This window comes from Ruminiclostridium herbifermentans, assembly GCF_005473905.2.
GTDB lineage: Bacteria > Bacillota > Clostridia > Acetivibrionales > DSM-1351 > Ruminiclostridium > Ruminiclostridium herbifermentans.
Genome location: NZ_CP061336.1, coordinates 1,312,594 through 1,339,307, shown reverse-complemented (window position 1 = coordinate 1,339,307; position 26,714 = coordinate 1,312,594). Strand labels below are relative to the sequence as shown.

At 33.1% G+C, this 26,714-nt stretch carries 21 protein-coding genes and 1 pseudogene; 3 read left to right on the top strand and 19 right to left on the bottom strand.

All coding sequences use genetic code 11. The features are described 5' to 3' along the window. Positions 1-135: 135 nt before the first annotated feature. The 5 genes from EHE19_RS05835 to EHE19_RS05815 form a co-directional block, all read right to left on the bottom strand. Positions 136-1,707 (bottom strand): condensation domain-containing protein, encoded by a 1,572-nt coding sequence (locus tag EHE19_RS05835; protein ID WP_244648341.1) that lies wholly within the window; start codon positions 1,705-1,707, stop codon positions 136-138. A gap of 272 nt (positions 1,708-1,979) precedes the next feature. Beyond that, positions 1,980-2,921 carry a transketolase family protein gene (locus EHE19_RS05830; protein ID WP_137698219.1) on the bottom strand — a complete coding sequence of 314 codons (942 nt, stop codon included), beginning with the start codon at positions 2,919-2,921 and terminating at the stop codon, positions 1,980-1,982. Then, complete coding sequence (locus EHE19_RS05825) at positions 2,909-3,745, bottom strand: transketolase (protein ID WP_137698218.1); 837 nt, start codon at positions 3,743-3,745, stop codon at positions 2,909-2,911. Before EHE19_RS05825 ends, EHE19_RS05830 begins: the two co-directional genes overlap by 13 nt. Before the next feature lie 368 nt (positions 3,746-4,113). Further along, positions 4,114-4,527 (bottom strand): VOC family protein, encoded by a 414-nt coding sequence (locus tag EHE19_RS05820; RefSeq protein ID WP_137698217.1) that lies wholly within the window; start codon positions 4,525-4,527, stop codon positions 4,114-4,116. Positions 4,528-4,740: 213 nt separating this feature from the next. Continuing rightward, positions 4,741-5,625 carry a DMT family transporter gene (locus EHE19_RS05815; RefSeq protein WP_137698216.1) on the bottom strand — a complete coding sequence of 295 codons (885 nt, stop codon included), beginning with the start codon at positions 5,623-5,625 and terminating at the stop codon, positions 4,741-4,743. A 525-nt stretch (positions 5,626-6,150) separates the two neighbouring features. On the opposite strand from EHE19_RS05815, the pseudogene EHE19_RS05810 reads away from it, so the two are divergent. Further along, positions 6,151-6,285: pseudogene (locus tag EHE19_RS05810) on the top strand (IS3 family transposase); the annotation flags it as partial. A 110-nt stretch (positions 6,286-6,395) separates the two neighbouring features. Here EHE19_RS05810 and EHE19_RS05805 read toward each other — a convergent pair. From EHE19_RS05805 to EHE19_RS05755, 11 genes are all read right to left on the bottom strand, one after another. Continuing rightward, on the bottom strand, positions 6,396-8,933 hold the full coding sequence (locus EHE19_RS05805; RefSeq protein ID WP_137698215.1) for a class I SAM-dependent methyltransferase: 2,538 nt from the start codon (positions 8,931-8,933) through the stop codon (positions 6,396-6,398). A gap of 11 nt (positions 8,934-8,944) precedes the next feature. After that, positions 8,945-9,862 (bottom strand): FkbM family methyltransferase, encoded by a 918-nt coding sequence (locus EHE19_RS05800; RefSeq protein ID WP_137698214.1) that lies wholly within the window; start codon positions 9,860-9,862, stop codon positions 8,945-8,947. A 429-nt stretch (positions 9,863-10,291) separates the two neighbouring features. Continuing rightward, the gene (locus EHE19_RS05795) at positions 10,292-11,647 is read right to left on the bottom strand and encodes an effector binding domain-containing protein (RefSeq protein ID WP_137698213.1); all 1,356 of its coding nucleotides are present in this window, start codon (positions 11,645-11,647) and stop codon (positions 10,292-10,294) included. Positions 11,648-11,771: 124 nt separating this feature from the next. Further along, positions 11,772-12,227: a hypothetical protein gene (locus EHE19_RS05790; RefSeq protein WP_137698212.1), complete on the bottom strand. Its 456-nt coding sequence runs from the start codon at positions 12,225-12,227 to the stop codon at positions 11,772-11,774. Positions 12,228-12,307: 80 nt separating this feature from the next. Further along, a complete protein-coding gene (locus EHE19_RS05785; RefSeq protein WP_171003606.1) occupies positions 12,308-12,472 on the bottom strand; it encodes a hypothetical protein in 165 nt (54 codons plus the stop codon). Then, complete coding sequence (locus EHE19_RS05780) at positions 12,438-12,692, bottom strand: hypothetical protein (RefSeq protein ID WP_137698211.1); 255 nt, start codon at positions 12,690-12,692, stop codon at positions 12,438-12,440. Before EHE19_RS05780 ends, EHE19_RS05785 begins: the two co-directional genes overlap by 35 nt. A 368-nt stretch (positions 12,693-13,060) precedes the next feature. Next, on the bottom strand, positions 13,061-13,834 hold the full coding sequence (locus tag EHE19_RS05775; protein WP_137698210.1) for a response regulator transcription factor: 774 nt from the start codon (positions 13,832-13,834) through the stop codon (positions 13,061-13,063). Beyond that, positions 13,827-15,551, bottom strand: a complete 1,725-nt coding sequence (locus tag EHE19_RS05770) for a cache domain-containing sensor histidine kinase (protein WP_137698209.1) — start codon at positions 15,549-15,551, stop codon at positions 13,827-13,829. The genes EHE19_RS05775 and EHE19_RS05770 overlap by 8 nt, the downstream gene beginning before the upstream one ends. 95 nt (positions 15,552-15,646) lie before the next feature. Then, entirely contained in the window at positions 15,647-17,302 is a 1,656-nt protein-coding gene (locus tag EHE19_RS05765) for an ABC transporter permease (protein ID WP_137698208.1), read from the bottom strand. Then, positions 17,299-18,402: an ABC transporter ATP-binding protein gene (locus tag EHE19_RS05760; RefSeq protein ID WP_137698207.1), complete on the bottom strand. Its 1,104-nt coding sequence runs from the start codon at positions 18,400-18,402 to the stop codon at positions 17,299-17,301. Before EHE19_RS05760 ends, EHE19_RS05765 begins: the two co-directional genes overlap by 4 nt. A gap of 256 nt (positions 18,403-18,658) precedes the next feature. Then, the gene (locus EHE19_RS05755) at positions 18,659-19,747 is read right to left on the bottom strand and encodes an extracellular solute-binding protein (RefSeq protein WP_137698206.1); all 1,089 of its coding nucleotides are present in this window, start codon (positions 19,745-19,747) and stop codon (positions 18,659-18,661) included. A gap of 326 nt (positions 19,748-20,073) precedes the next feature. Between EHE19_RS05755 and deoC the strand changes: the two genes are divergently transcribed. After that, positions 20,074-20,742 carry a deoxyribose-phosphate aldolase gene (gene deoC, locus EHE19_RS05750; protein WP_137698205.1) on the top strand — a complete coding sequence of 223 codons (669 nt, stop codon included), beginning with the start codon at positions 20,074-20,076 and terminating at the stop codon, positions 20,740-20,742. 87 nt (positions 20,743-20,829) lie between these two features. Next, the gene (locus EHE19_RS05745) at positions 20,830-22,020 is read left to right on the top strand and encodes a phosphopentomutase (protein ID WP_137698204.1); all 1,191 of its coding nucleotides are present in this window, start codon (positions 20,830-20,832) and stop codon (positions 22,018-22,020) included. A gap of 247 nt (positions 22,021-22,267) precedes the next feature. On the opposite strand, the gene EHE19_RS20045 is transcribed toward EHE19_RS05745, so the two are convergent. The 3 genes from EHE19_RS20045 to EHE19_RS05730 all read right to left on the bottom strand — a co-directional run bounded on the left by EHE19_RS20045 (position 22,268) and on the right by EHE19_RS05730 (position 26,712). Next, the gene (locus EHE19_RS20045) at positions 22,268-22,711 is read right to left on the bottom strand and encodes a Fic family protein (protein WP_342343341.1); all 444 of its coding nucleotides are present in this window, start codon (positions 22,709-22,711) and stop codon (positions 22,268-22,270) included. After that, a complete protein-coding gene (locus tag EHE19_RS20040) occupies positions 22,711-22,887 on the bottom strand; it encodes a hypothetical protein (RefSeq protein ID WP_342343340.1) in 177 nt (58 codons plus the stop codon). Before EHE19_RS20040 ends, EHE19_RS20045 begins: the two co-directional genes overlap by 1 nt. Positions 22,888-23,667: 780 nt before the next feature. After that, positions 23,668-26,712, bottom strand: coding sequence for a type III restriction-modification system endonuclease (locus EHE19_RS05730; RefSeq protein ID WP_137698203.1), 3,045 nt, complete (start codon positions 26,710-26,712; stop codon positions 23,668-23,670). Between the last annotated feature and the right edge of the window lie 2 nt (positions 26,713-26,714).

Below are 26,714 nucleotides of genomic sequence, written 5' to 3'. Positions count from 1 at the left end.
CGTGTCGTTTTAAAACAATAAAGCTTGCTGAAAAATTTTGAACATATATGAATACACGCTTTAGTAATTTCACTTAATCCATATATTCATTCAGCAAGCTTTTAACTAACTAATTCATGCAACCATTTTTTCTCTTTATTGTATTGGTGAACATCCTTCTATCAGTTCATCTCTAATTTTATTAAGAAGACCATCCATATCAGATTTCTTAACTGAGGGCTTATAATATCCTACCGCTAATGAAATTATTCCGTTATAGGTGCTAGCAACAAGCAAAATTCCAGGTGCTCGGACTGTAGGTGGTAAAATATAAGCATCAGTTACTGTATTCTGACCAAATTTAAGTAATTCTCTTGATATAAAACCAACATTTGAAAGTGTAATGGCACATCTGTTGAAATTAACATAAGGATTTTTTGTCGCTAAATTTATAATTTGAGATAATGCCTTAAAAGCAGAACTGATTGGGTCAAAATCTATCTTTTCAATTATTTCTAAGCATTTTACTGTCATATAACTAGGGTGCCTGTTTTTAATATCTTTAGTTTGAATCATTACTCTAGACAAAGTGCTCTCAAATGATTCATTAGGTCTCCTATCTATTTTCAAAGTTACCCCACTTGAAAAATTTCTTATAGCCTCGGCCTTATTATCAGGAAGATACTTTCTAAGGTCAATGGTAATAGGGACATCCATTGGTATGCCATAAGGCGGTTTTGCTATTTCAAACATAGCTCTGTAAACAGCAGTCAGGATTAAATCATTGATTGATGCTCCTTTACTTTTTGCATAAGTGTTAAAAGTATCTAGGGAACCATAAGGAAGTTTGCATATTGAAAACCCTAAATCACCTGTTTGTAGATTCCTCCATGGAAACCTCCATGTAGTTAATGGTATTTGTGAAAGCGGGTTCCAATTTGTATTTGGATTACATTTACTAAGTGCATCTAATAATCTTTTATGGTCCTCCATACTGCTTACTCGTATATCGGAAGAAAAGCTATTGTCACCACTATCAATACTAGAATAAATGTCTGACAAAAGCCGAATATACTCTTTGGCCCCAGCTCCATCACAGCAAACGTGATTTATTTTTATCCCTAGAATATCACTTGCATCAGAACGTATAAGTTTTACAATAACCATTGGGTCCTTCATCATGTCCATAGGACTTTCTGAGAAACTCTGAATAGCTTCATCAGTATTATTTGTCTCTTCTATAGTGCAAAATTCAATGTTATCAATATCTTCATACCGTTTCCAATATAGCTGTTTGCTTTCAATAATATGGCACCCAAAAACTGGCTCTACATCAACCGATATCCTTACCGCTTTTACCAAATTATTAAAATCTAATCTGCCATCTAGCTTCATTATGGCTTGAATTTGGGAGCTTGCCAAATCATATTTGGCGACATAATTGCATTTATCATATGCATTAACTGGTATAGCATTAGGTATACTTCTCTCATATTTATTTTTACAATCATCATTTAGTTCTTTTATGCTATCCTCCACGACTGCCCTTTGGCACAATAAACAATTAAATATTCGTGGAGGCACACTGCCATTATTACTACTGCATCTAGACTCACTTAAGCCATTATGTCTAGAAAACATCTTTTTTATAGCCTCATAATAATTGGATAAAAACTGTGGGGACTTTGAGGATTCAGCTTTTGTGTTATGATACAATTTATTACCCATATCTATTCTCCACACTATATTTTTGAATTATTTTGACTAGAATATATGCTGGAATATATCATGATAGTCAAATAATATTATATATTATGTAATCTAGAGGATAACTGTTACTTTGTAAATATTATGTAAATCTAATTATAAAAATAGCACCCCAAATGCTATTTTGTGAAAAGTACCCCCTTCGCTGGATTTTATCCAATAAAGGGGGTACTTTTCAGTGTTTAAACATTAGAGTGCATATAAAATGTTTTTTTATTTGTCAGTTTTCATTGTTATGCTAAGAAGTCCTTTATCTTCTTATAGATTCCTTCTGCATCAAGACCATATTTTGCAAGTAGTTCTTTAGCAGGACCTGACTCGCCAAATACGTCATTTATACCAATTTTCAATACCTTTGTAGGTACATTGGCAGCCAAGCAATCGCATACAGCACTGCCCAATCCACCTATAACAGAGTGCTCTTCTACTGTTACAATTTTGCCTGTTTCTTTTGCTGCCTTAATTATTAATTCTTCATCTAATGGCTTAATTGTATGAATGTTAATCACTCTTGCCTCTATTCCCTCAGCTGCTAATTTTTCAGCTGCAACTAAGCTTTCATAAACCTCAAGACCTGTTGCAATTATAGTCAAGTCTTTTCCTTCTCTTAATACAATACCTTTTCCAAGTTCAAACTTATAATCAGGATTATCATTAATTACAGGAACTGCTAATCTTCCAAATCTCAGATAAACAGGTCCTTCGTGATGATAAGCAGCCTCAACTGCTGCCTTTGCCTCTATATCATCAGATGGATTAATAACAGTCATTCCAGGTATTACCCTCATTAATGCAATATCTTCATTACACTGATGAGAAGCACCATCTTCTCCAACTGAAATACCTGCATGAGTAGCACCTATTTTAACATTTAAATGCGGATAACCAATGGAATTACGTACCTGTTCAAAGGAACGCCCTGCTGCAAACATTGCAAAGGTACTAATAAATGGAACCTTGCCCGCTGCAGCTAATCCAGCTCCAATTCCTGTCATGTTTGCTTCTGCAATACCGCAATCTATATGACGTTCAGGGAATACCTTCATAAATGTATCTGTTTTAGTTGCACCAGCAAGGTCAGCATCTAAAACCACTAAATTATCATATTTGGCTCCTAATTCAGCCAATGCTTTTCCATAACTTTCTCTTGTAGCAATCTTCTTTATTTCTGGCATAGTTCTTCACCTGCTTTCTCCAATTCTTTCATTGCAATTTCATATTCCTCATCATTTGGAGCCTTACCATGCCAGCTAGCCTTGTTTTGCATAAATGAAACACCTTTTCCTTTAATACTTTTTGCAATAATAACTGATGGCATGCCTTTTGTCTCTCTAGCCTCTTTAAAAGCTGCTTCTAAGGAATCAAAATCATTTGCATCTGCATTAATTACATGAAAATTAAAGGCTTCAAATTTCTTATCAATAGGATATGGTGAACAAACATCACTAATGCAGCCATCTATTTGTAAATTGTTATTATCAACAATTACTACTAAGTTGTCTAGCTTTCTGTGTCCAGCAAACATTGCAGCTTCCCAAATCTGGCCTTCCTGAAGTTCTCCGTCTCCTGTGAGGGCATATACACGGTAACTCTTGTTATCCATTTTTGCAGAAAGCGCCATTCCAACTGCTACTGAAAGGCCTTGTCCCAATGAACCACTTGACATGTCTACTCCCGGAATGTGCTTCATGTCAGGATGTCCTTGAAGATAAGAACCAACATGACGTAAAGTTTTAAGATCCTCTACTGGGAAAAATCCCCTATTTGCTAATGTGGAATAAAGCCCTGGAGCCACGTGACCTTTTGATAAAACAAAGCGATCTCTATCTTCTTTTTTAGGATTCTTGGGGTCAATATTCATTTCTTTAAAATATAGATATGTAAAAATATCTGCTGCTGACAAAGAACCACCGGGATGTCCGCTCTTTGCATTATACACTGCTGTTACAATTCCTTTTCGGATTTCATTTGCCATTTTTTGCAATTCTAATTTTTCCATATGTATGTCCATGTTCATTTTACATAAAATATAAGTATGACATGAACTTGGCACCTCCTATAAAAGTATTTTCATTTATTTCCATTTTCGTTACTCGTCAATGGTTTTAGTATAATAATATTATTATATAATGTCAAACAATAAATATAGTAAAAATTAAGAATTTATTAGTAAAAATTAAGTTAATTTTCAGCTTATTATATTTGCATAGTCTATAAGTGTTTAATTTAACAATTGTTTGTTGCAAAATAAAGCAGGCACCACTTTGTTTCATATATTATTATTCAGAAAATAAAGAAATAGGGAAATTGAAAAAATGGTCTTAAACTTATAAGACCATTTCAAATAACTTTATGAATAACAAATTCTCAGCCCTCGTAGCTGAACTGCCATCCTATTCCGAATTTATCTATCAAGAAACCATAACATTTACTCCAGAAGGTTTCCTGAAGTTCCATTTGTACCGTTCCACCTATTTTTAGCTTATTGAATATTTCTTTGATTTCATCAGTATTCTTACTGCTTATAATTAGGTTAATGTTGTTTCCTAAAGTAAAGGGCATACCCTGCGGAACATCGGAAAACATGATTTTACTTCCTTTAATATCGAGGAAGGTGTGCATAACAAGATTTTTGGTATCTTCAGAGCCCGGCATTTCTGGATTAGATGGAGCATCACCAAAAGTCATAATTTTTTGTTTTTCTACTCCGAACACTTCTGAATAGAAGTCTACAGCTTCGCGGCAATTTCCTCTAAAGTTGAGATATACATTTATAGCCATTTTCTATACTCCTTTTACTAATGTTATTCTGACATAAATCTTCATTCTTATTTTCCCAATATCCTTTATAATTATGTCAAGTAACATACCATTTAACGTCCTACGTCTCATTTGGGCATAAAAAATTAGAAAGCAATTAATGGATAACCTATGCTTCACACATGTACCAACAATATAACAAAGTCAATATTTCTACTCATACTCCTTCGTACATCAATTCTTTTTGAATACTTTATCAAGTTTTAATTCTGATATTAAAGTACCGAGTAAAATAAGTACGCAGCCTATAAGTGTATGCAGCGATATTTTTTCTGCTATGCTTTGAGAATTAGGTATTAAAATGAAAAATATAAATCCAAAAACAGGCTCAAGGGTAAAAATCAATGCAGCTCTAGTAGGTGATGTGAATTTTTGTACTACAGTTTGTCCGGTATAAGCTAGTGCTGTACCTAGTACACCTGTTACAAAAATTGTAATAACAATATTAAGGTTTATTGTGAATGGCTTAAAGTCTATATAAATCCATGAACCTATACTTAGTATTGCTGAAAAAACAACTTGTAATACTCCCAACAGAACTGGATCTTCATTATTTGTGAATTTATCAATAAATATAATTTGCATTGTAACACATACGGCACAAAAAAGAGTTAATACCTCACCTATATTCACCCTGAAATTTAAACCGCCTGAAACAAAAAATAAGCCTATAAGAGCAAAGGCTACCCCTATAACAGAACTCCTAGAAGGTTTCTTTTTTAAGAGTATAGACGAAACTATAGGAACCATAACTACACTAAGACTTGTGATAAATGCAGAGTTAGGTGCAGTAGTATAATTTAGCCCTATCACCTGTAAAGCTAAAGAGCCAAATAGCATCAGCCCGATAACAAACCCCTTTAATATTGATGCTTTACTTAATTCTTTTAGCTTCTTATGAAATATAATTAATAATATAATTGCAGCAGTAGAAAACCTCAAAGCAAGGAATGCAAATGTAGGTATATCGTCTAAGATATTTTTCATTAAGGTGAATGTTGAACCCCAAACAGCTGTAATAAATATCAAAAATAAATCTGCTTTTAATTGTTTTGTCACTTTGTCACAACGCTTTCATTTTCAATTTATAGAGCCCATATTAATATGTGATGATTGAGTTTATTATAGTATAATTCTTTGTATTATTCTATATTTTATAGGGTTATCAAAAATAATCAAGGATCAGCCGCTATTAAATCATTGTTCAGCAAAAAGCTTATGCTTTACAGAAAAATTTAAATCATACATGAATACTGATTTTGAGGTCTCATTAACACAAAAATTTTGTATAATGAAAACTTCAAGAGAAGTCAATACTAATCTAATATAAATAAGTAAATTGATTAAGTATTTTGAAGGTTTCAAATCCTATTATTCTTTTATGGATGATAAAAAAGAGATAAAAAATTATGACGAAATTAAATCCTGAACCAATAAAAGCCCCGTAGGGCTCTTATTGGAAAAATTATAGAAAAAAAGAAAAAAAGAATCTTGCTTCTATAATATACCATATTTTGTATTTTTTATCCAGTGTTAATTAATTTTTAATAAATTTATTAAAAAATTCTAAACGTTGTAAAATGAAAACATGTATCTATAGAATTTTTTATTAAAGAAATTGATTCCTATCTCCGTTGGTATAATGAAGATAGAATTAAAATATCTTTGGGTGGGATAAGCCCACTTCAATATAGGCGTAGTCTAAGAATAGCAGCTTAGTCCAAGAAAACGTCCCCACCCCCAGGCCATATCAGAATTTACTTTTTCATTTAATCCTACAGTTTAGAGAGAATATTTAAGCACTGATTAATATAACTTTCAGCACCATTCTATATTTTCTTTTTAACAACAAACATACAATCTTGAATATCGAATTTTCTATGAACCATCCTTAACTTTTTTAATATAAAAAAGTTAAAATATTTATCTCTTAAGCAAAGCTTGTCTATTAAACAATGTTTCGGTTTAAAAGAATGATAAACTTTATCCTCTTTTACCCAAAAACCTTCTTTCTTTAACTTTTTCTTTAAATTGCTGATTACAAACCTATGTGTAGGCAATATTTGCAGTCCATCTACTTGATTTGTGCATAGATTATTAAAGGTCAATCCTGATATATTATTATATTTTTTATCCCTGTATGCACAATATTTTCCACCACTATCATTTATAGTCCTAATGATGTAGTTTGGAAGCTCTGCGAATTTTCCTTCTTTTTTTCTTTCCATTTCTATCTTCCAAACTTTGTTTCTAAAAAGGGGCTTTAATACAATATCCTCTTCATTCCATAATTTAAATGGAAATTTATTATGGTCTACAATAGATAATTTTTCTTTATTCGGTAGTTCAGAAAAATTACGTTCTGTCATAAATATTCTAATCCAATCACTATCATATCTTGCAAAATAGCAAACCTCACCATTATATTCAATAAACCATCCATCTATTATTTCTGAATCTACAACAAAATCTGGATTATGTTCTACATCTTTAAAAAAAGTATCCCTCACTGAAGATGGAACCTGTTTCATTAGTAATACTTCTTTATTTTCGATTTCAACTTCAACTGTGTCCTCACTATTAAGAATAAGTGAATAATAAGCTTCTGTTTTATATATTGATGCAATACTCTTATCAGAATCATTTATAATTTTCCAAATAAATTTATCCTTTTCACATTTCAACCTAAAATTTTTATTGTACTTTGGTATAAATTCCAAAAACTCTATAGGAATTTGATTTTCTTTTAATAAATCATTATGTACACCATGTGCTTTTATCACTTTATTAACTTTTTTAACATTGTAATGGTTATTATTATAAAAAACCATAACATTTATATGGTTTTTGAAATCACAAATCAACCAATATTCTGACAATATATTGCTACTGATTATTGATTTTTCTGAAATTTGCTTAGAATATGGGTTATAATTTTTAAGACATTCGTTTATTACTTTAAAAATTCGTTTAGAATTTTTATCAAAAAAGTCTTGGGCATACTTAATATCAATAGAGCATACTAAACCTCTATCAAACACTCTTTTATATGCTCGTATATTATTTTGCCCTTCATAAATTTCAAAAAGTATATCATCACTTGCTTTTTTAGTTACTTTCCAATATCCTGAATTATCATTATACCTTGAAAGCACTGTTTGAAATGTATCGAAATTAGGAGCATTTCTGAAATACAGATCTAGTTTTTCAACATTTCCAACCTTTTTACTTTTCAAGAAATCACCTTTTTTTAGCTTGACAATATCAAATTCGAGCCCTTCAACAACAAATTCCTCTTTATTAGATTTTGAGATAGGGAATAATAAAAAAAGAACTCCATCAGAAATTAACATATTAAGGATTATTCTATAAAAGCAATTTGCTACATCTGTACTAATATGTTGTATAACATGAGAGCAAATTATTACATCAAAATAAATTTCAAGCCCACATCTTACACATTCATCCAAATCTTTAAACTTTTCAAAAGAATTTTCTATGCTTTTAATATTGCACCCAGGTACTGCTTTTTTAATATTATCTTCAGCTTCAGACAATCTTTTTTTATCAGAATCTATTATGCAAACAAAATCGCCTTCTTTGCACAAAGCCGATGCTACTCGCCCAGTTCCTGTTCCAATATCTAAAATATTTAAAGAATTATAATTTTGATTTCCCCGAATTTTTCGCATTTTATCAACATGCTTTTTCATTTTTTCGTTAATCCAATAATCTGATTTTTCCCAGTATCCTAAATCAGGTTCATAATTGATAATATCTCTCTTTAATTTGCTATCATTTGTATCTGCATATGAACGATTTTTAGCATCTATCTCCAATTTTATATTTACTATATTTTCCACTAATTCATTATATATTTTTTTTAAACTACTTAGTGATTCATTATTAGTTGTGTCTCTATTTTTCAACAACTGGTACAATTCATTTACAAATGCACTCAATTGAATCCTGTTTTCTTTATAATGTAACCATTTTATGCACAGTTCATATAGATAAGTATCCGCAGGACGTTCCCTAAAAATCCAGTCGATAGCTCTACAGAAGTCTTTTATTGCATTTTTAACATTTCGATTTTGAACATTTTCTTCAAGGCATTTTAAAAGAAATTCTGGCTTTTCCAAGGAATCGCTTCTTTTATCTTTATTTAATAATCTAACAATTAGCAAAGCAATAATAATTATTACAATAGCAACACTACCTATTACCTTATATATACTATTTGAAATAATAGTTGTTACCACAAATCCTAAAGCACTAATTATTGCAATAATACATTTATCAAGAATATTATTGAAAAGCTTATCTACAAAATTTTTAGAAAGCTTATTATAATCAAGTTTAGGCATAAGACTACTCCTTATTTAATATAATATGCAAATAAGACAAAGCCTGTTTGAATTATTCTATAATCAGGACATATATCAAGAATTTTTCTTTTGATCACTTCCTTATCATCATCCAAATGATAAGTCGCTATAGCCATTTGAGGTTTAAATTTCTGTATTGTATATTTTGCTCCATCTATTAATAGCCTTTCTGCACCTTCAATATCTGCTTTTATGAAATCAATTCTGGGAATATGGTTTGTAGCAACCCAATTATCTATAGATATACATTTAACAGTCTCAAAATGACCCTTTCTATCTATATTAATACTTGCTGAAAGTAAGTTATCTCTGTTTACAGATAAAGAAGTTTCACATTCATGTGAACTTACAGCAAAATTATAAATGCTTATATTTCCTTCTAAAGAATTAAGTTTACAATTTTGATTGAGATAATTTAAAAATACAGCCTGCGGCTCAAAAGCATAGACTTTTGCCCCCTTTTTAGCTGCTAAAATAGAGAACATCCCCATGTTAGCTCCAGCATCTATTACAATATCATTAGCATTTACTTGAACTTCTTCAATTTCATATGGTCCTTCATTATAAAAATAGAATTTTGGTTCATCTTGAATATTTTCTCTCAATGTTTCATTTTGTAATCTATAAAAATTGTCTTTTAAAAAAATATCCAAACACATACCAACAACAGCCTCTATTAACTTTTCTTCTGTTTTAATAAATAGAAGATCATCAAAGATATAATGGTTTAAATTTTCCTTAAGCCCAACGTATGATTTAAGAGTATCAATTCTTAATGCCTTTAATTCTTTCTTGGCACCAACAAAATCATAAAATAGATACTTAGCCTGTAGTACTGAAAAATGATTTCTTTTTTTTAAGAAATAAACAATAGCTTTCAACAAGTTTTTAGCTATTTCTTTATTCATTCTAAAACTTCCTCACAATACTATATTCACTTTGCACAATATTATGGTTTGATTACATAGAATTGTACCTATCTCAAAGGTAAAATTTATTTTATCAGCCTCTATTTTTGTACAATTAGGTATCTATTCTCTACTCTTCCTCTATTTTCCTTCTATTTTTTAATTATTTTATTCACTTCCAACTAACTATCCTAAAAAGTTAAACCACTCATAAATTTAGTTAAATTTTAAGTCTTTCCTAGAGAATGACCTCATAGAAGTCAAAACCCATTATCACTTGAAACAGGAATAAATTCAATTAAATATATTTAAAAGCATCAAATATCAAAAAATAAAAAAATACAACCCCCAATATCAATTTAAACGGTTAGCTGATAATGAGAATTGTATTATTTATATCATTTTATATTGGCTATGATCATAACGTCCTTATACTCTTAACTTTATAGGCATATGTAGTAACATTTCAGTGTCCATTTCAATTACTGGCTTGTCAATCATGTATTCTTCAAAAAACCACCAGTCCCCAATGGAATATTCTGAGTTTTTTGAAATCCAGTAAATAAATTCACTCCAAGCCCCACCATTATATTTGAATTTTGTTTTTATAACGGCATAGTGACCGCCATTAAATTGCTCTAATTCAATATTTTCATCATTAGCTGCAAAATCCTTATCAACTGTCACATGTATTTTATAGAAAAAATCTTCCTGACCCATCCTATCATGATTATAATAAGCAAAAAATCTATGCTTTTTACCATCCTTGAACAAGCCTTGCTTCTTTGCCCAATTCAAAAAGTACTTGCGCCCTTTTTCAATAGCATCCTTACCAGTAACTTTATATGAAGCTGTCCACATTGGTTCTACATCAACAAAAGTCTTTGTAGTATCTACCTCTCCCCTCTCCACAATTGGCATATATAAATCTACTCCACCAACGTGATTAAACTCATCATCAAAACCCAAATGTTCCTCTAGCCACTGATGTCCACCAAAAGCATATTTACTATCTTGAAGCCAATTTTGAAAGCGTTGCCACGCCTTCATTATTTCTTCACCTACATCGCAATTCCCATCTCGCTTAATTCCAGTAACAGCATAAAGGCCACCCTCTAAAACCTTAGTTTTGACATTCTCATCAACTACTTGAATTGAGTCATTTATTGTAACACAAACCTCATACCCATACTCTGTCTGTGTTGGGGATGTCGGACTTGGGTTGTTATAACCAAATATTCTTAAACCATCTTTCTCCATATCCAATCCACTATTTTTCAGCCATTCACTAACAACCTTAAATGCGCCATTTTCAGGATTTGTTCCATAATAACAGTAATACGCCACTCTTACTGGCTCAAGCTTCTTCAGCACCTTAATATCCGGATACTTTTCAAGCAATTCACTATCCTGAATCTCAAAATATTTATCCAAAACACTCATCCTTTTAAAACTAAATTCTGTCTGCTGATATCTCCACTCACTAGGCAAAAATCTTGTGATACGTTTAAATGCTCTTGAAAATGAGTCCTGACTATCAAAATCATATTTAACAGCAATATCCATAATTCTAATATCACTGCTACGTAGTTCTGAAGCTGCGAGGCTAATTCTCCGTAGCCTTATATACTCCTTTACAGAATAGCCTACAAGAGCAAAAAATATCCTGTAGTAGTTTGACTGTGACATAAAGGCTTCCCTGGCAGCCTGATTTAAGTCAATTTTATTTTCGATATTGCTTTCAATGTAATCAATAGATTTTTGTATTCGTTCATAATAGTTCATAAAGAAGCGCTCCTATAATATCTTAAGATAGAAATATAGTAGCATATGTGTTTTAGAATTGTCCGACTTTTTTTCTAATTAGTTTGATATTTAAGAATATAAGTTTAATATCTATTATAGAATACTATTTGAAATACTTTACCGAATAAACTAAATCCACAATTAATGTACTAAGCCATTGGATAGTAAGAAGCATAAACATTGTTTCAATCGCATAGTTTGGATCGCTTAAAATTAGAATTAAAGCTACAGGTAGTATTAGGACTGTAATTGTAAAGGCTACTATCAAGCTTCGTGCTAAAATATTAACCTGATACTCATCATATTTTTTCTTTCCAAATAAAATTAACATTATAATTACAATAGTCAAAATAATTATTACATAGCCAAAATATTTCATATTGCCATTGGCTATGAACTCTGACCACATGTTCCAAAACCAACTATTTAGTGTATTAGGATGCGATATAAGTCTATTAAATTCAATATGATTTGATGTAAAAATAAACAAAAACGCATATAATGCAGAAATCATAGATATATAAAACACATTCATTTTTGGATTTTTTAATAATGTCATTTTCGTTCACTCTCCTTAAAATTAAATATTTCTTACCTAAGTCAATTATACTTTTTTTCTTCAATAGAAAATGTTACTTGTCAATTTCCCTCTGTAAATAATCCACTTGTAACAAAGGTTCCATAAAGTGAGTATTTGCCAATTTCTGTTTGAGGAATATCAAATACATATTCATCATAATGAACTGTACTGTCACTATCAGCATTCTCACTAAAACTTAACAGTATAAATACATTGAGTTTCACTTCCGCTCTTATCCCTAAGGAAAAAGTATCCATGGTTATCCTTCGTCAAATTATTTACAACATACATCTGGTCTATCAGATTTATTCTGCTAGTTTTTTCTATTCCTTTTGAAAACTTTTTAAAGACATCACTGGAATTTGCTTTTTTATCACTGATAAATCTATATATTTCAGTTGCTGTTACACCAGTAAGTCCCCACAGACTAAACATATCAACCATATCATATTACTCCTTTTTAGCTTTCACTTAAAATACTTCTTATTCTACAAAATCAAATACAAATAGACACATTTCATACTTTATATGTAAAATATTATAATTACTGTTATTATAATTCTACAAACTATAAACGTCCACAAAAAGTTTTAATCTGTATCATTGTTTAATTGATCCCTTCAAGACCATATGAGTACTAACAAAAAATTAAGAGCTGTTTTTTGTAGCTCCTGTGCCTTTTGTTTTATTAATTTATCTGTTCTAATCGTTTTAATATTTTACTTTAATGCCTATATGATATTTGATTAACCATTGTTCACATAACATAAAATATGGGCGCCACCCTTCTATACAAAGAGCAGTCTATCAAATTAGTTATTCTCTATGAAACGAGCTGGAGAACTACCAGTATATTTTTTAAAAACCTTTATAAAATATTTATAATCAGAAAAGCCAACCATTTCTGCAATTTCATAAATTTTATGCACATTTTCTCTTAACAAATCAACTGCTTTTTGAATGCGGTATCTGTTTAAATAATCATTAAATGTATACCCTGTTTCTTCCTTAAATTTTACGTTTAAATATGTGCAAGATGCTTTACATTTCTCACTAATATCAGAAAGAACCAGTCGTGTAGAATAATTATTATGAATTTCTTGAATCATTAAATCTACATAACGATTTCCTGTTTTTTTCTCTTCAAATTCTAAAATTCCATACTTTTTCTTTTCCACATCAATTTGGCGAATTGCATTCTGAATTTTCGTATCAGTATTTCTCTTGGCTTGAATTTTCCGAATGGCCTCATACAGTTTGGAATAATCAACTGGCTTTAGCAGGTATTCTGAAACACCCAAGCTAATTCCTCTTCTTGCATATTCAAATTCTCCATAGCCAGATACTATTATAGCATCATATCTGTTTTCTCTAATACTTTTTTCCAACATTTCCAAGCCACCCATTACTGGCATATTCATATCTACAATAACAATGTCTGGCTGGAGTTGTTTAATTTTCTCCAAACCTTCTTGCCCATTTGCTGCTTCACCTACTACAATACAATCAACCTCTTGCCAATTAGGCATAAACATTAAGCCTTTCCGCATAATATCTTCATCTTCTACAATCAATACCTTATACATTGTCGTTCCTCTCATTTATTGGAAGGATAATTGTTACCAATGTCCCTTTTCCGTAGGTACTTTCTATTTTTAACCCGTAGGGTTGTCCATATAGCAGTCGGACAACTCGGTGAGAATTATACATTCCAATGTGCTCTTTCGACACATCTTCTTTTTCTAAATCTTCTATTAATCTATCCAGTATTTCTGATTCTATTCCCGTTCCATTATCCTGTACAATAAGCTTGAAGCAATCATCTTCAATAAAAGCAGTAATCTTTACATGAATAGAATCAACATTCTTCATACCATGTTTTAATGAATTTTCTACAATTGGCTGAATCACTAATTTGGGAACTTTAAAATCTAAAAGTTCTTTCGGGATGTCAATGCTATATGTCAAGCGACGATTATAACGCATCTTTTGTAATAATAAATAATCCTTCACATACTCAATGTCCGTCTTAAGAGGTACAATAGTATCGCCATAATATATGTTATAACGCATAATATTAGCAAAGGACATAATCATCTCAGAAGCTTTTTTAGCATCAATCAAAACCTGATAACGAAGAGTTTCTAATACATTAAAAACAAAATGAGGATTAATCTGCTCTTCCAGCTGTTTTATTTCCATTACTCTTTTTCTTTCTATTAATTCACTGTTCTTTTTTTGAAGTTCTTCACGTTGCAGCACCATTTGCCGGAAAGTATCATGTAGTTCCTGAAATTCTTCAAAAACATGCGGACGTAGTGAGTATTCCATATTACCTTTTCCCATATTTATAACAGCATTCCTAAGTTCGTCTATCGCATATAAGTTCTTATTAGTAATTAGTACAGCTAAAGGTTTGAGCATTATGAGCATTATCAATCCAACAACTATAAGAAACAAAATAGCATACCGAAAAAGACTGAGTTGAAAATTTATAGAAACCAATGTATAAAGATATAATTCACTATAACTAATAGGATTCCTTATTATGAGATAATATTTTCCATTAATATTGGTAGTAGTAGATTGTTTTTTTTCAAATTGAGAGTTTACAACAGTATATTTTCCCATGAAACTCTCACTTTGCCTTCCAATAGAAAAAATCAAGTTATTATATTGGTCGGTAAGAATCACATCATCTAAGTTGTATTTGTATACAGATTGATATATTTCTTCATCGAGCAAGTCAAAGAACAAAAAACCAACTACTTTTCCTCCGTCCATAATCGTACGGCTTAATATCAAATCTCCTGTCTGACTATAGGAATAATTCAGCCCACTTGGAACAATAAATATTTTTTCAGGCCCATTGAGCATATGTTTAATTAAACTTTTACTAAGAAAGCTTTGCAAAAATATATTTTGATTATCTTTATAAAGATTTGAGGAAACTATGTTTCCTTGTAAGTCTACAAGAATAAATAACCCACCAATTTCCCTTGAATTAGAAAAATCATAGAGCATGCGATTAGCTTTCACAGTCTGTTCATTTGATTGCTGCTTACATACATTAATTATATTATAATCAGTAGCAAAAGCACTTAATCCTTCCTTGTATTTTTCTATTTCCTGATTTAATACCTTTGCAATTTTTGTATTATTTCTCTGGCTTTCTACTCTGGTAAGCCATATCATATTAATGATCAGAAATGCAAAAACTAATATAAAAAGCAATAATATAATAGAAAACATATAGCGGAAAATTGATTTCTGTACATATCTTCTATATCCATTGGCAGCCATATAGAATCCTCTCTAATCTTAAAAATATTTAGCAAAAATAACAATATATCATAGCTTTCACTATGATATATTGTTATTTGATAAATTTATTTTACTTATACACTAATATCATTGTTTCCTGATACCTTAAAGAATATTAGCAATGATACAATACTGGTAATTGTCAAAATGGTTGAATATGCAGCTGCATTTCCAAAATTACTACGGATAACTTCTGCATAAATTGCTACTGTCAAAGTCTGAGTTCTACTAGTATATAGAATAATAGAAGAACTTAACTCACTAATAAGAGTAATCCAACTCATAATTGCACCAGATAGCACACCTGCCATCATCATAGGTACCGTAATCTTTATAAAGGATTTCATCTCTGTAGTTCCTAAGCTGACTGCAGCCTCTTCGATACTTGGACTAATCTGTCCGATAATAGCTGTACTAGAACGAATTGTATAAGGCATTCTTCTGATACACAAAGAAATAATAATAATTGTTGCTGTACCGCTTAAAAGCAATGGATTTTTATTAAATGCATATAGAAATGAAATACCTAATACCGATCCCGGTATAATATAAGGGAACATGGTCAAGGTGTCTAGTATGGATGTTAAGAATGACGGCTTTCTTACAGTCAAATACGATACTAATACTCCTATAACCACAACTAAAAGTATTGCAATCAATCCAAATTTATATGTGTTGATTATTGTAATAGCATTCTTTGGCATCAAGATGTTCTTATAATTTTGTAAAGTAAATTGTCCGGTATAAGAAGCACCTCTTGTCTCTAAGAAAGAAGTAACCATTACTGTTAACTGCGGTAAAATTGCAACTAGAACAACCGCATATACAAAAAAGTGAGCAAGGATGTTACGGACCCCAGTTGCATTTTCTGCTTCCATCGGTTTTAGAGCTGACATAGAATATGTTAGACGATTTCCGATGAATTTTTGTAAGAAGAACATAATTAATGTAATTGCAATTACAATAACACAAAGTGCAGCAGCAAAATGAGCATCCGTATTTACTTCGCCCATAAACTGGCTATAGAGCAATACTGGGAATGTCTTATAACCCTCTCCAATTAGCATTGGTGTACCAAAGTCGGAAAATACACGCATGAAAACCAACAAGGAACTGGCTAATAAAGTTGGAGTTACTAAAGGAACTATAATTCTCCATACTCTTTGAAATACAGTACAACCAAGACTTTCAGCCGCTTCATTTAAAGAATTATCTAAGTTTTTCAATGCACCTGAGACATACATATAAACTAATGGGAAGGATTGCAAGGAGAAAACAAGTACAATACCTGCAAATCCATAAATACCGCCTAATTGTACATGAAATATAGAATTTAAAATTCTTGTTATAAATCCGTTTCTTCCAAGGAGCTGTACCCATGCATAAGCTCCAATAAATGGAGGTGACAGATATGATATAACAATGAGGATATTTAAATACTTGCTTCCTTTAATCTTTACGCTTCTTAGTACATAAGCCATAATCAGTCCTAATACAGCTGACACTAAGGTAGAAGCAATTGTAACCTTAAAACTATTAATCAATGTACTCCAATAAAACTTCTTTGAGAAAAATTTTGCAAAATAAGCAAAACTTATACTTCCATCTTCCATTATAATACTCTTATACAAAATAAGCACAATTGGAAAAACTACAAAAATTATAAATAAGCCTAATATAGCAAAGGTTATGAGTAGCCATATACTTAATGGTTTTTTGCCTGACTTCATAAACGAACCTCCCTATCTATAAAGGTCTTAGAGCCATCAGCACTAAATACATTTACCTTTTGTACCTGTAATTTTAAATGTATTTTAGATCCGTTTGGAATCAATTCCCCTAAATCTGAATTTTGTATAACCTCCATCTCTTGTCCTTCATTTGTTACAACAAAATAGTGAGTTGCGACTCCCAAGAAAACACTGTTTTTTACTGTAACCGGAATACCTTCTTGTGTCTCTTTATTTATAATAAATTCTTCCGGACGAACAGATACCTTAACAGGAATATTAGAACCAGTGTCTTTTTTAATATTATTCATCTGGAATTTATAGTTGCCAATTCGAACAATGCTATTTCCATTATCATTGCTATCAATCACTCCATTCATTATATTGGAAAGACCAATAAATGTAGAAACAAACGTATTAGCTGGACGCTGATAAATTTGTTTAGGAGTATCAATTTGTTGAATCACTCCACCATTCATAACTGCAATTCGATCAGATACGGCCAATGCTTCCTCCTGATCGTGAGTTACATAAACAGTCGTAATTCCCATTTGTTGCTGAATTTGTTTTATTGCATTACGCATTTCAATACGCAATTTTGCATCAAGGTTAGAAAGAGGCTCATCCATTAAAAGAACTTCTGGATGAATTACAATGGCTCTTGCCAAAGCAATACGTTGCTGTTGACCACCGGACAAATTTTGCGGCTTACGATCTTTCAAATGGTCGATTTTAACTATCTTTAATATTTCATCTACTTTTTTCTCAATCTCATCTTTAGAAACTTTTCTGTTCTTTAATCCAAATGCAATATTATCTTTAACTGTCATATGCGGAAATATTGCATAATTTTGAAAGACCATTCCCATATTTCTCTTATTGGTAGGAATATCATTAATTACTTTTCCGTCAACCTTTATTTGTCCGCCTTCAATTGAATTAAATCCAATTATCATTCGAAGTAATGTAGTTTTTCCACAACCAGATGGGCCAAGTAATGTAAAAAATTCTCCTGGTTTTACATCTAATGATAATCCATCGATAACGGTATCTTTACCAAATCTTTTGACGACTTTTTCTATATTAATTGCTACACTCATTATTGACACTCCTTTTAGTCAAATTCATTTACTAAATTTTTTATTGTGTCACCTTTTGACCCACCATACTATTTGTCAATCTATCAATCTGTAACAGGATATTAAACGAAGTAAGATCAATTGACACGCAATTTAAATTCAAAATAGCCTGATTTTAAATGTTAAGGGCCACTTAAATATTGTCATTCAATTTTATATCGACAAAGCTTTTTAAGTGGCCATGTTTTACTAACTAAATAAATCTATTTAATTCGAATTATTCCATGGAAGATTCCAGAACCTCACTGAATTTACTTGTAATGTTTACTTTATTATTTGCAACCCATCCTTCATCATAGTTATTAAATAACTTAATCCTGGATTGAGGTGTCATGTAATCTGCTAGTGTTGCATTCTTTCTAAGAGGACGAACTGTTAATTCGCTACCTACTTTATTTTGAATTTGTTCAGATAACATGAAGTCTACAAACTTCTTTGCGTTTTCAGGATGTTTACAGTTTTTTAATATCTGTACAGATTCTCCTGGGAAAATAGTTCCTTCTTCTGGGAACACTACCTCAACAGATGCGCCTTCTTTTACATAGTTAGCTGCAGGGTCCTCCCATGTAAGACCTACTATATATTCGCCTTCTGCTACACCTTTATATACCTGACTGGAACTATTGCTCATTTTACCATCAAGATTTTTTAAGAATTGGTCTACATAGTTCCAAGCACTGTCTGACATTGGATCATTGTTATCACCCATAGCATATAACATAGCTACCAATGATTGGAATGCTGAACTAGAATTTACCGGATCACCAAAAGCAATTTTCCCTTTTAACTTAGGATTTAATAAATCTTTAAACCCTTTGATTTCAATGTCACCCTTTAAATTAGTATTAACAATCAAAACAGGTGGATCTGAAAATGCTGGTGAGAAATATCCAGTAGTATTCTGAAATCCTTCAAGCATATTTGAATCTTCTGGGGATACATACTGCATAAATAAATCGGAAGATGATTCAAGCATAGTACGATCTGCTACCCAAAAAATATCACCTAGCGGATTTTCTTTTTCTGATTCAGCTCGCTTTAGCAGCTCACCTGTACCAGCAGTTACTAACTCAACTTTGATTCCAGTATCTCTTTCAAAATCTGAAATTACAGCTTTATTTAGCACCTCACTTCTCGCTGTATATACGACTAATACATTATCTTCTTTACTACCACCTTGTTGCTGTTGGGTATTATTTTGAGATGTATCTGTATTGTTATCTGTTGATTCATTTGCACATCCGATCATGGATATTGCCATTACTGCTACTAACATTAGTGCCATCCATCTTTTTTTAAATCTCATAATAATTACTCCTCCTTAAATTTTTTTGTGAACCTCGTGTCTATGCTCTTATATTATCTCCTACTGTAATTTTAATAAATCCCACTATTGAACAAAAAGGTAGAAAATAAAAAAGAATTTTGTCGTTTTTCATATACAATGTGTATCGTAGCCAGTTTCGTACGCTGTTATTGTTATTGTCATTGGCTTTGGTCTAAAGGATTTGGAAAAACAAGCATAAAATCATCAATATCTAGGGTATTCTATATCATGCTATATTGAATAATAATAACTAAATACAAAATTTTACGCTGAAAGTTAATTCGGGAAGAAAGGAAAAAAATTCTATGAATAAACAAGATATATTATCCCATGTAGACCACACATTGTTGCTACAAACTGCCACATGGCCAGAAATTAGAGCTCTTTGTGACGATGCCATCAAATATAAAACAGCTTCAGTTTGCATCCCTCCCTGCTATGTGGCCCGTACAAAAGAATATGTAGGTGACCGCTTGGCTATCTGCACCGTTATAGGTTTTCCAAATGGCAACATGACCACTGCTGCCAAAGTTTTTGAAACCAGTGATGCTATTGCTAACGGTGCTGATGAAATCGATATGGTTATCAATATTGGTACCCTGAAAAACAAAGAATATACTTATGTACTTGAAGAAATTAAAGCTATTAAGCAAGCCTGTGGTAACCATATTCTGAAGGTCATAATTGAAACCTGCCTTCTCACTGAAGAGGAAAAAATTACCATGTGTGATTTAATAACCAAATCTGGGGCAGACTATATTAAAACTAGTACTGGATTTTCCAATGCTGGCGCCACCCTTGAGGATATTGCCTTGTTCGCGAAGCACGTTGGACCCAATGTCAAAATAAAGGCTGCTGGTGGCATTGCCAATTTTAATGATGCCGAAAAATTTATCAATCTGGGTGCCGACCGTCTGGGAACAAGTCGTCTGGTAAAACTCATGAAATCCCAACCTGTTGATGGTTTGTATTAATGGGTTTGTATTAATGGGCTTGTATTAATGGGCTTGTATTAATGGGCTTGTAATCATCAAATTTTACTTTTTAAGGAGAGGCTTACTATGAAAAAATATAGACGTATTATAACCATTGTTCTCGATTCTTTAGGTATTGGTGCAATGAAGGATTCTCCTGATTATGGTGATGTAGGTGTAGATACTCTAGGCCATATTGTAGAAGTCATGGGCGGACTTAATATTCCCAATCTGCAAAAGTTAGGTCTAGCCAATTTGCATTCACTCACCAATGTGCCACCTGTAAATAGTCCCCTTGGCTATTATTGTTCACTCAGGGAAATAAGTAACGGAAAGGATACCATGACTGGTCATTGGGAATTAATGGGTCTGAGAGTAGATACACCTTTTCAAACTTTTACTGAAACTGGATTCCCTCCAGAGCTAATTTCCGAGCTGGAAGCACGCACAGGTCATCGTGTCATTGGAAACAAGAGTGCTTCTGGTACAGAAATCATTGAGGAGTTGGGCGAAGAGCATATCGCCACTGGTGCTATGATTGTGTATACATCTGCAGATTCGGTACTGCAAATCTGCTGTAACGAGGAAACCTTTGGCCTGCAGGAGCTATACCGATGCTGCGAAATTGCCCGTGAACTGACTTTACGTGACGAATGGAAGGTGGGCCGCGTTATAGCCAGACCTTTTGTAGGAAAAAAGCGGGGCGAATTTCGCCGAACTAGCAACCGCCACGATTATGCGCTCAAACCCTTTGGATCAACTGTTTTAAACGCCTTAAAAGATAAAGGTTTTGACGTAATTTCAGTTGGCAAAATTAAGGATATCTTCGATGGTGAGGGCATCACTGCTGCCTACAAATCTCAAAGTTCCGTTCACGGTATGGAGCAAACCATCGACATTGCTCGTACAGACTTTTACGGCTTTTGCTTTGTTAATCTGGTGGACTTTGATGCTCTTTGGGGTCACCGCAGAAATCCGAAAGGATATGGCGAGGAGATTGAGAAATTTGATGTCAAATTAGGTGAACTGCTGCCTTTGCTAAAAAATGACGATTTGCTGATACTCACCGCTGACCACGGCAATGACCCAACCTATACAGGCACTGACCACACCCGTGAAAAGGTTCCTTTCCTAGCCTATTCACCATCTATGACTGGTTTTGGCCCTTTGCCTGAGCAGGAAACCTTCGCTGTTATAGGTGCTACAATCGCCGATAACTTCGGCGTGTCAATGCCAAAAAACACAATAGGCACATCCCTGCTACATTTGTTGCAGTAAAATGGCATCACTGCTGCATCTATTTCAGTAACATGGCATTCAAACTGCAAAGCATACTTTGTTATAGCATATGCTTGCATTATGCCCATAACATACTAAAGAAAGCATAAAATTGAGAGTTGCAAGAATTGAGCAAGAAAGTTTTATATATCTCAAAGAGATCTTTCACTACAGCATTAAAGGTCTGAAAGTATATTAAAATACTTTCAGACCTTGTTCATTTATAAGGGAAATTAGAAGCATATCATTATTTCACCTTGAAAACCAAAAATACACATAAGCATCTGAATTCGTCAATGTAATTTTGAATCTCTGACTCTACATTTTCTGCTAATGGAAGTATCATTTCATATGGGTCATTTTTTGTGTGATAACTTGTAAAGCAAGAATAATACCGTTTTCTGTCACTGTACTTTATATTTATTGGAGGATAGCCCTGCTTCATTAACTCTAGATTTAATACAAGCCTGCCTGTCCTGCCATTTCCGTCAATAAAAGGATGTATTGCTTCAAAATCAAGGTGAAATTTTGCTACTCTTTCTATTATGTGACCTAAACTGTCCTGACTATAGGCACTTATCAACTCCTCCATTTTTAAAGGAACCAAATAAGGTTGCGGAGGTGTATGCTCTGCTCCCATTATCATTACAGGTACTCGCCTATATACACCTCTGTTTTCTCTTTGATCCATTAGGACAAGACTGTGAATGTGTCTTTAATTACTTTCTCCGATATATTCTCTTTTTCCTTAACAAATTCTTCTATATATGAAAAGGCCTCTTTGTGACTAATTACCTCCAAATGTTCTCTAAGGGACTTTTCACCAATTGTTATCCCCTCATTTAATATTAATGCCGTTTCCTGCAATGTAAGTGTATTTCCTTCAATTGCATTTGAGTTATATGTGAAATTTATTAGGAACTCTTACTTAAGGCGCTTTACTTCTCCCTTTGTAAGCGGCCTGTAGCTATTAAGCTCATTTAATAAAGCATCTATTCCTTTTAATTTTCTTATTAACTCTCCCATTTAAGAGTCCCTCCTAAAAAGCTTCTTATATAGGATGATATATTATTTCATTTCAATATTGCCTATCACTCTAAACCCCTCAATCGAAAAAGCAAAGGTACTATTAAAGACTTCATATGTGTTGGGCTGCCGAGGTCGGATCGGCAGCCACTATTTTCACATTAGAATTATTCCTTTAGTGTATAAAGTCGTTCTGCGTATTCTTCTGTATTTAATTTACAGTCTATAATATCTTTGGCATTTTCACATATTCCTAACATTTGTCCATCCACTAAACAAACCCCAGTAAATCGGTCACTTTTTTTGCAAATAGAATACCCGCGAATAGTTTTCCCCCTGAATTTCATATTTTCATAGCACTTATTCCACAATATTTTACTGCTTGGTACCCATTTCGCCAAAAATAGATGATCTATCCGTCTCTCCAGCAAAGGTCTCTATTAAGTTGATTTTTTCATTTCCTTTTATGTGTTTAATTCCTGCAGTTTCTAAACTGCATACTCAGTTTGCTATTGATGGAAAATTATGGTCAATTGCTTGGACTAAGTTGAAACATTGCTGTAACATAAAAAAGGGGGACCTGCTTTGTTGTAAACAGTTCCCCTTGAAATAAAGCCAATTTTAATTCATTAATTTATTCATCAAGCTTTCATAGCTATCAATGACATCATATTTAACATTGCCTGAACTGATAGCTTTGAAATGCTCTCTGGCACAATGGATTTTCGCATCCTCAATCATTCTAAGCTGCATGGATGACATAGAACCTTTTGTTTCTGCGACAAAATAAATATGTTTTACTTTCCCTTCATAAAATGCAATTGCCCAATCGGGATTATATTTGCCAACAGGCGTATTGATATAAAACCCTTTTGGCAATTTGACATATACCGCGACTTCAGTACTCGTATCCAGTTCCTTTGCAAAATCACGCTCATTTGTGCTGTCATAAAGGATATGATCATAAAGATGTTTGTTTGCAACCATTGCATTTACGCCCAGCTGACCTTTCAGCGTCGGTTCAGTGAAAATAGTTGTGTCATATACAGCATCGAGCTTGTTGTAGGTAATATGCTGAATAATGACCGTCGCCTTTTGTTCATTGATAAGGTTGCTGGCCTTGATAATAAATTCCTCTGGGTTATCCTTAAACTGCTCAAAGACGGCTTTCTCAATACCCTTTAAAATCTTCGCTACTGTTACTCTTGTCAGGTCCGTCTCAGCTACTATTTTACCTATTAGGTCATATCTTACGCTTGAATTTGAAGTTATTTGTGCCTTATAAGCATCTCCCTGTTCCTTTACAAATGAAGACCCTTTCTGTAAATCCTCTTTGGACTTTATACTGTTCATTTCGCCGGATTCAATCTTATAATAAATCTTAGAAACCCGAAGGTCTTTATTCAATGCTGCTATTGACTTGCTTATAAGTTCTTCGGTGTCAAAATCAACAACATAAGCACTGCGGACATTAATTTGTTCCCACAGCTTTTTGAATTCCGGCAGTCCGAGCTTTGATTTATCAAGTCGCAATTCTACATTGTTTGCCCGAGCATTTTCTGGCTGCATAGCGCGACTGTCATAAATGGAATCAAGTATAGCGATAACGTCTGCTGCACTGTCAGCAACTTCATCAGCAACCTCAATGGCATTATTCTTCTTATCCTCATAATACTTATCGGTAAGTACCCCTTTCTTGACATAACCATTCTCAACCAGGCTGTCGTAAATAGCTTGCGCCATATCTACATCAATGACTTGCTCGTTACCATTTGTATCTTTTATTACCTTGTTTCTGAACAGATCAATTGTTACCTTAACAGGTCTATCTGCAACTGCTTCAGCGATTTCAGATTGCAATCCTTTTGCAAAACTGTCATAACTCTCGTTAGCAATAACTGTTAGCACATTTATATTATGAACATCTTCACCCAGGAGGTTAGTATCCATACGCTCACCCAATTGGTTAACAGAAAGACGTAGGCCGCGCCCAACCTCTTGACGTTTACGAACTTCGCTACCGCTTTGTTTCAAGGTGCATATTTGAAATACATTAGGGTTATCCCACCCTTCACGTAATGCAGAGTGAGAGAAGATAAAACGCACAGGCTCCTTACGGTCAAGAAGGCGTTCTTTGTTTTTCATAATAAGATCATACGCATCGGTATCGTCTGACGTACGTTCTTTTTTATCACCAATCTTACTATCTACTAAGCGATTACTCTTTTTGTCAATTGAAAAATAACCTGCATGAGTTTCCTCTGCTGTAATAGAATTAAGGTAATTTATATAGTCCTCATTCCCAAGCTCAAGTTGCATATTTTCAACGATCTGCTTATATTCTTCTTCAAATATGTCGGCATAAGAACCATTATAGGCCTGTCCTGCATCGTTATATTGCTTATACTTTGCAACCTCGTCAATAAAAAACAATGATAAGACTTTAATGCCCTTGTAGAATAATTGCCGCTCTCGTTGGATATGGGAGAGGATTGTTTCGCGTATTTGAATTCGCCGGAGCTGTTCTTCACTCACTGCCCCTATAACGTCACCGGCAAATAGTTTAATACCATTTGTGAACTCAATACTGGAATCTCTTCCGTCTATACGCATGACAGTGAAACCATTCTTGTACTCGTCAAGCTCACCAGAATTCTCGTATAGCTTGTACCCCTCACCAACGGTACGTACTACCTTTCGGATGCCCTTCGTTCCTTTACAATCAAATTCAATTGTTGCAGTAGGGTTGCCTTTGGATAGATTAATGCTTTCCAAATATACATAGCTTTCCGTTGCAGTGCTTCCACTAACAGATATACCCTTTACAGCAATTTTCTTTACTAACTTCTTGTTGTACGCTTCCATAGCATCAAGACGGTAAACCATGTTGTATACGCTATCCTTTTTATGGGTAGCAGAATAGCGAATGGTAATTAGAGGATTAAACTCCTTCAACCGTTCTTTTGTTGCCGTACCCTCAACAGACTGGGGCTCGTCTATAATAAGGATAGGGTTTGTTTTCGCTATAATATCAATCGGACGTCGGCTTCTGAACTCATCCAATTTCATATATATGCGTCGAGCGTCCTTGCCCTTTGCGTTGAAAGCCTGTGAATTAATTATCATCACATTGATAGAGCTATCCGAAGCGAAGCGGTCGATCTCTGTGAGCTGTGAGGAATTATATATGAAAAACCTTATCTTCTTACCATACTCCTCAGCAAAGTGGTCCTGAGTAATCTGGAAAGACTTGTACACACCCTCACGGATGGCTACACTCGGAACAACTACTATGAACTTGCTCCAGCCATACCTTTTGTTAAGTTCATACATAGTTTTTATATAAGTATAAGTTTTGCCAACGCCAGTTTCCATTTCTATAGTTAGATTGTATCGTCCTTCAAGCTTCTTTGATGGTTCAATCTGATAAGTGCGTTGTACTTTGTTCAGATTTTCAAGAATAATATTATCATTCAGTTCAGGCACAATGCGATGATTGTTCCAACCAGTGAAGTCTTGCTCTTCGGTTAGGCTCATCTGGCCACTTTGAGAAAAGCCCCTATCCATCATATATGTTGGTGTTAAATAGGGCTGTCCTATAAAGACATCACAGACTGCTTTCGCAGCATCAGCCTGAAACTTCTGGTGTTTAAATTTTAGTTTCATCG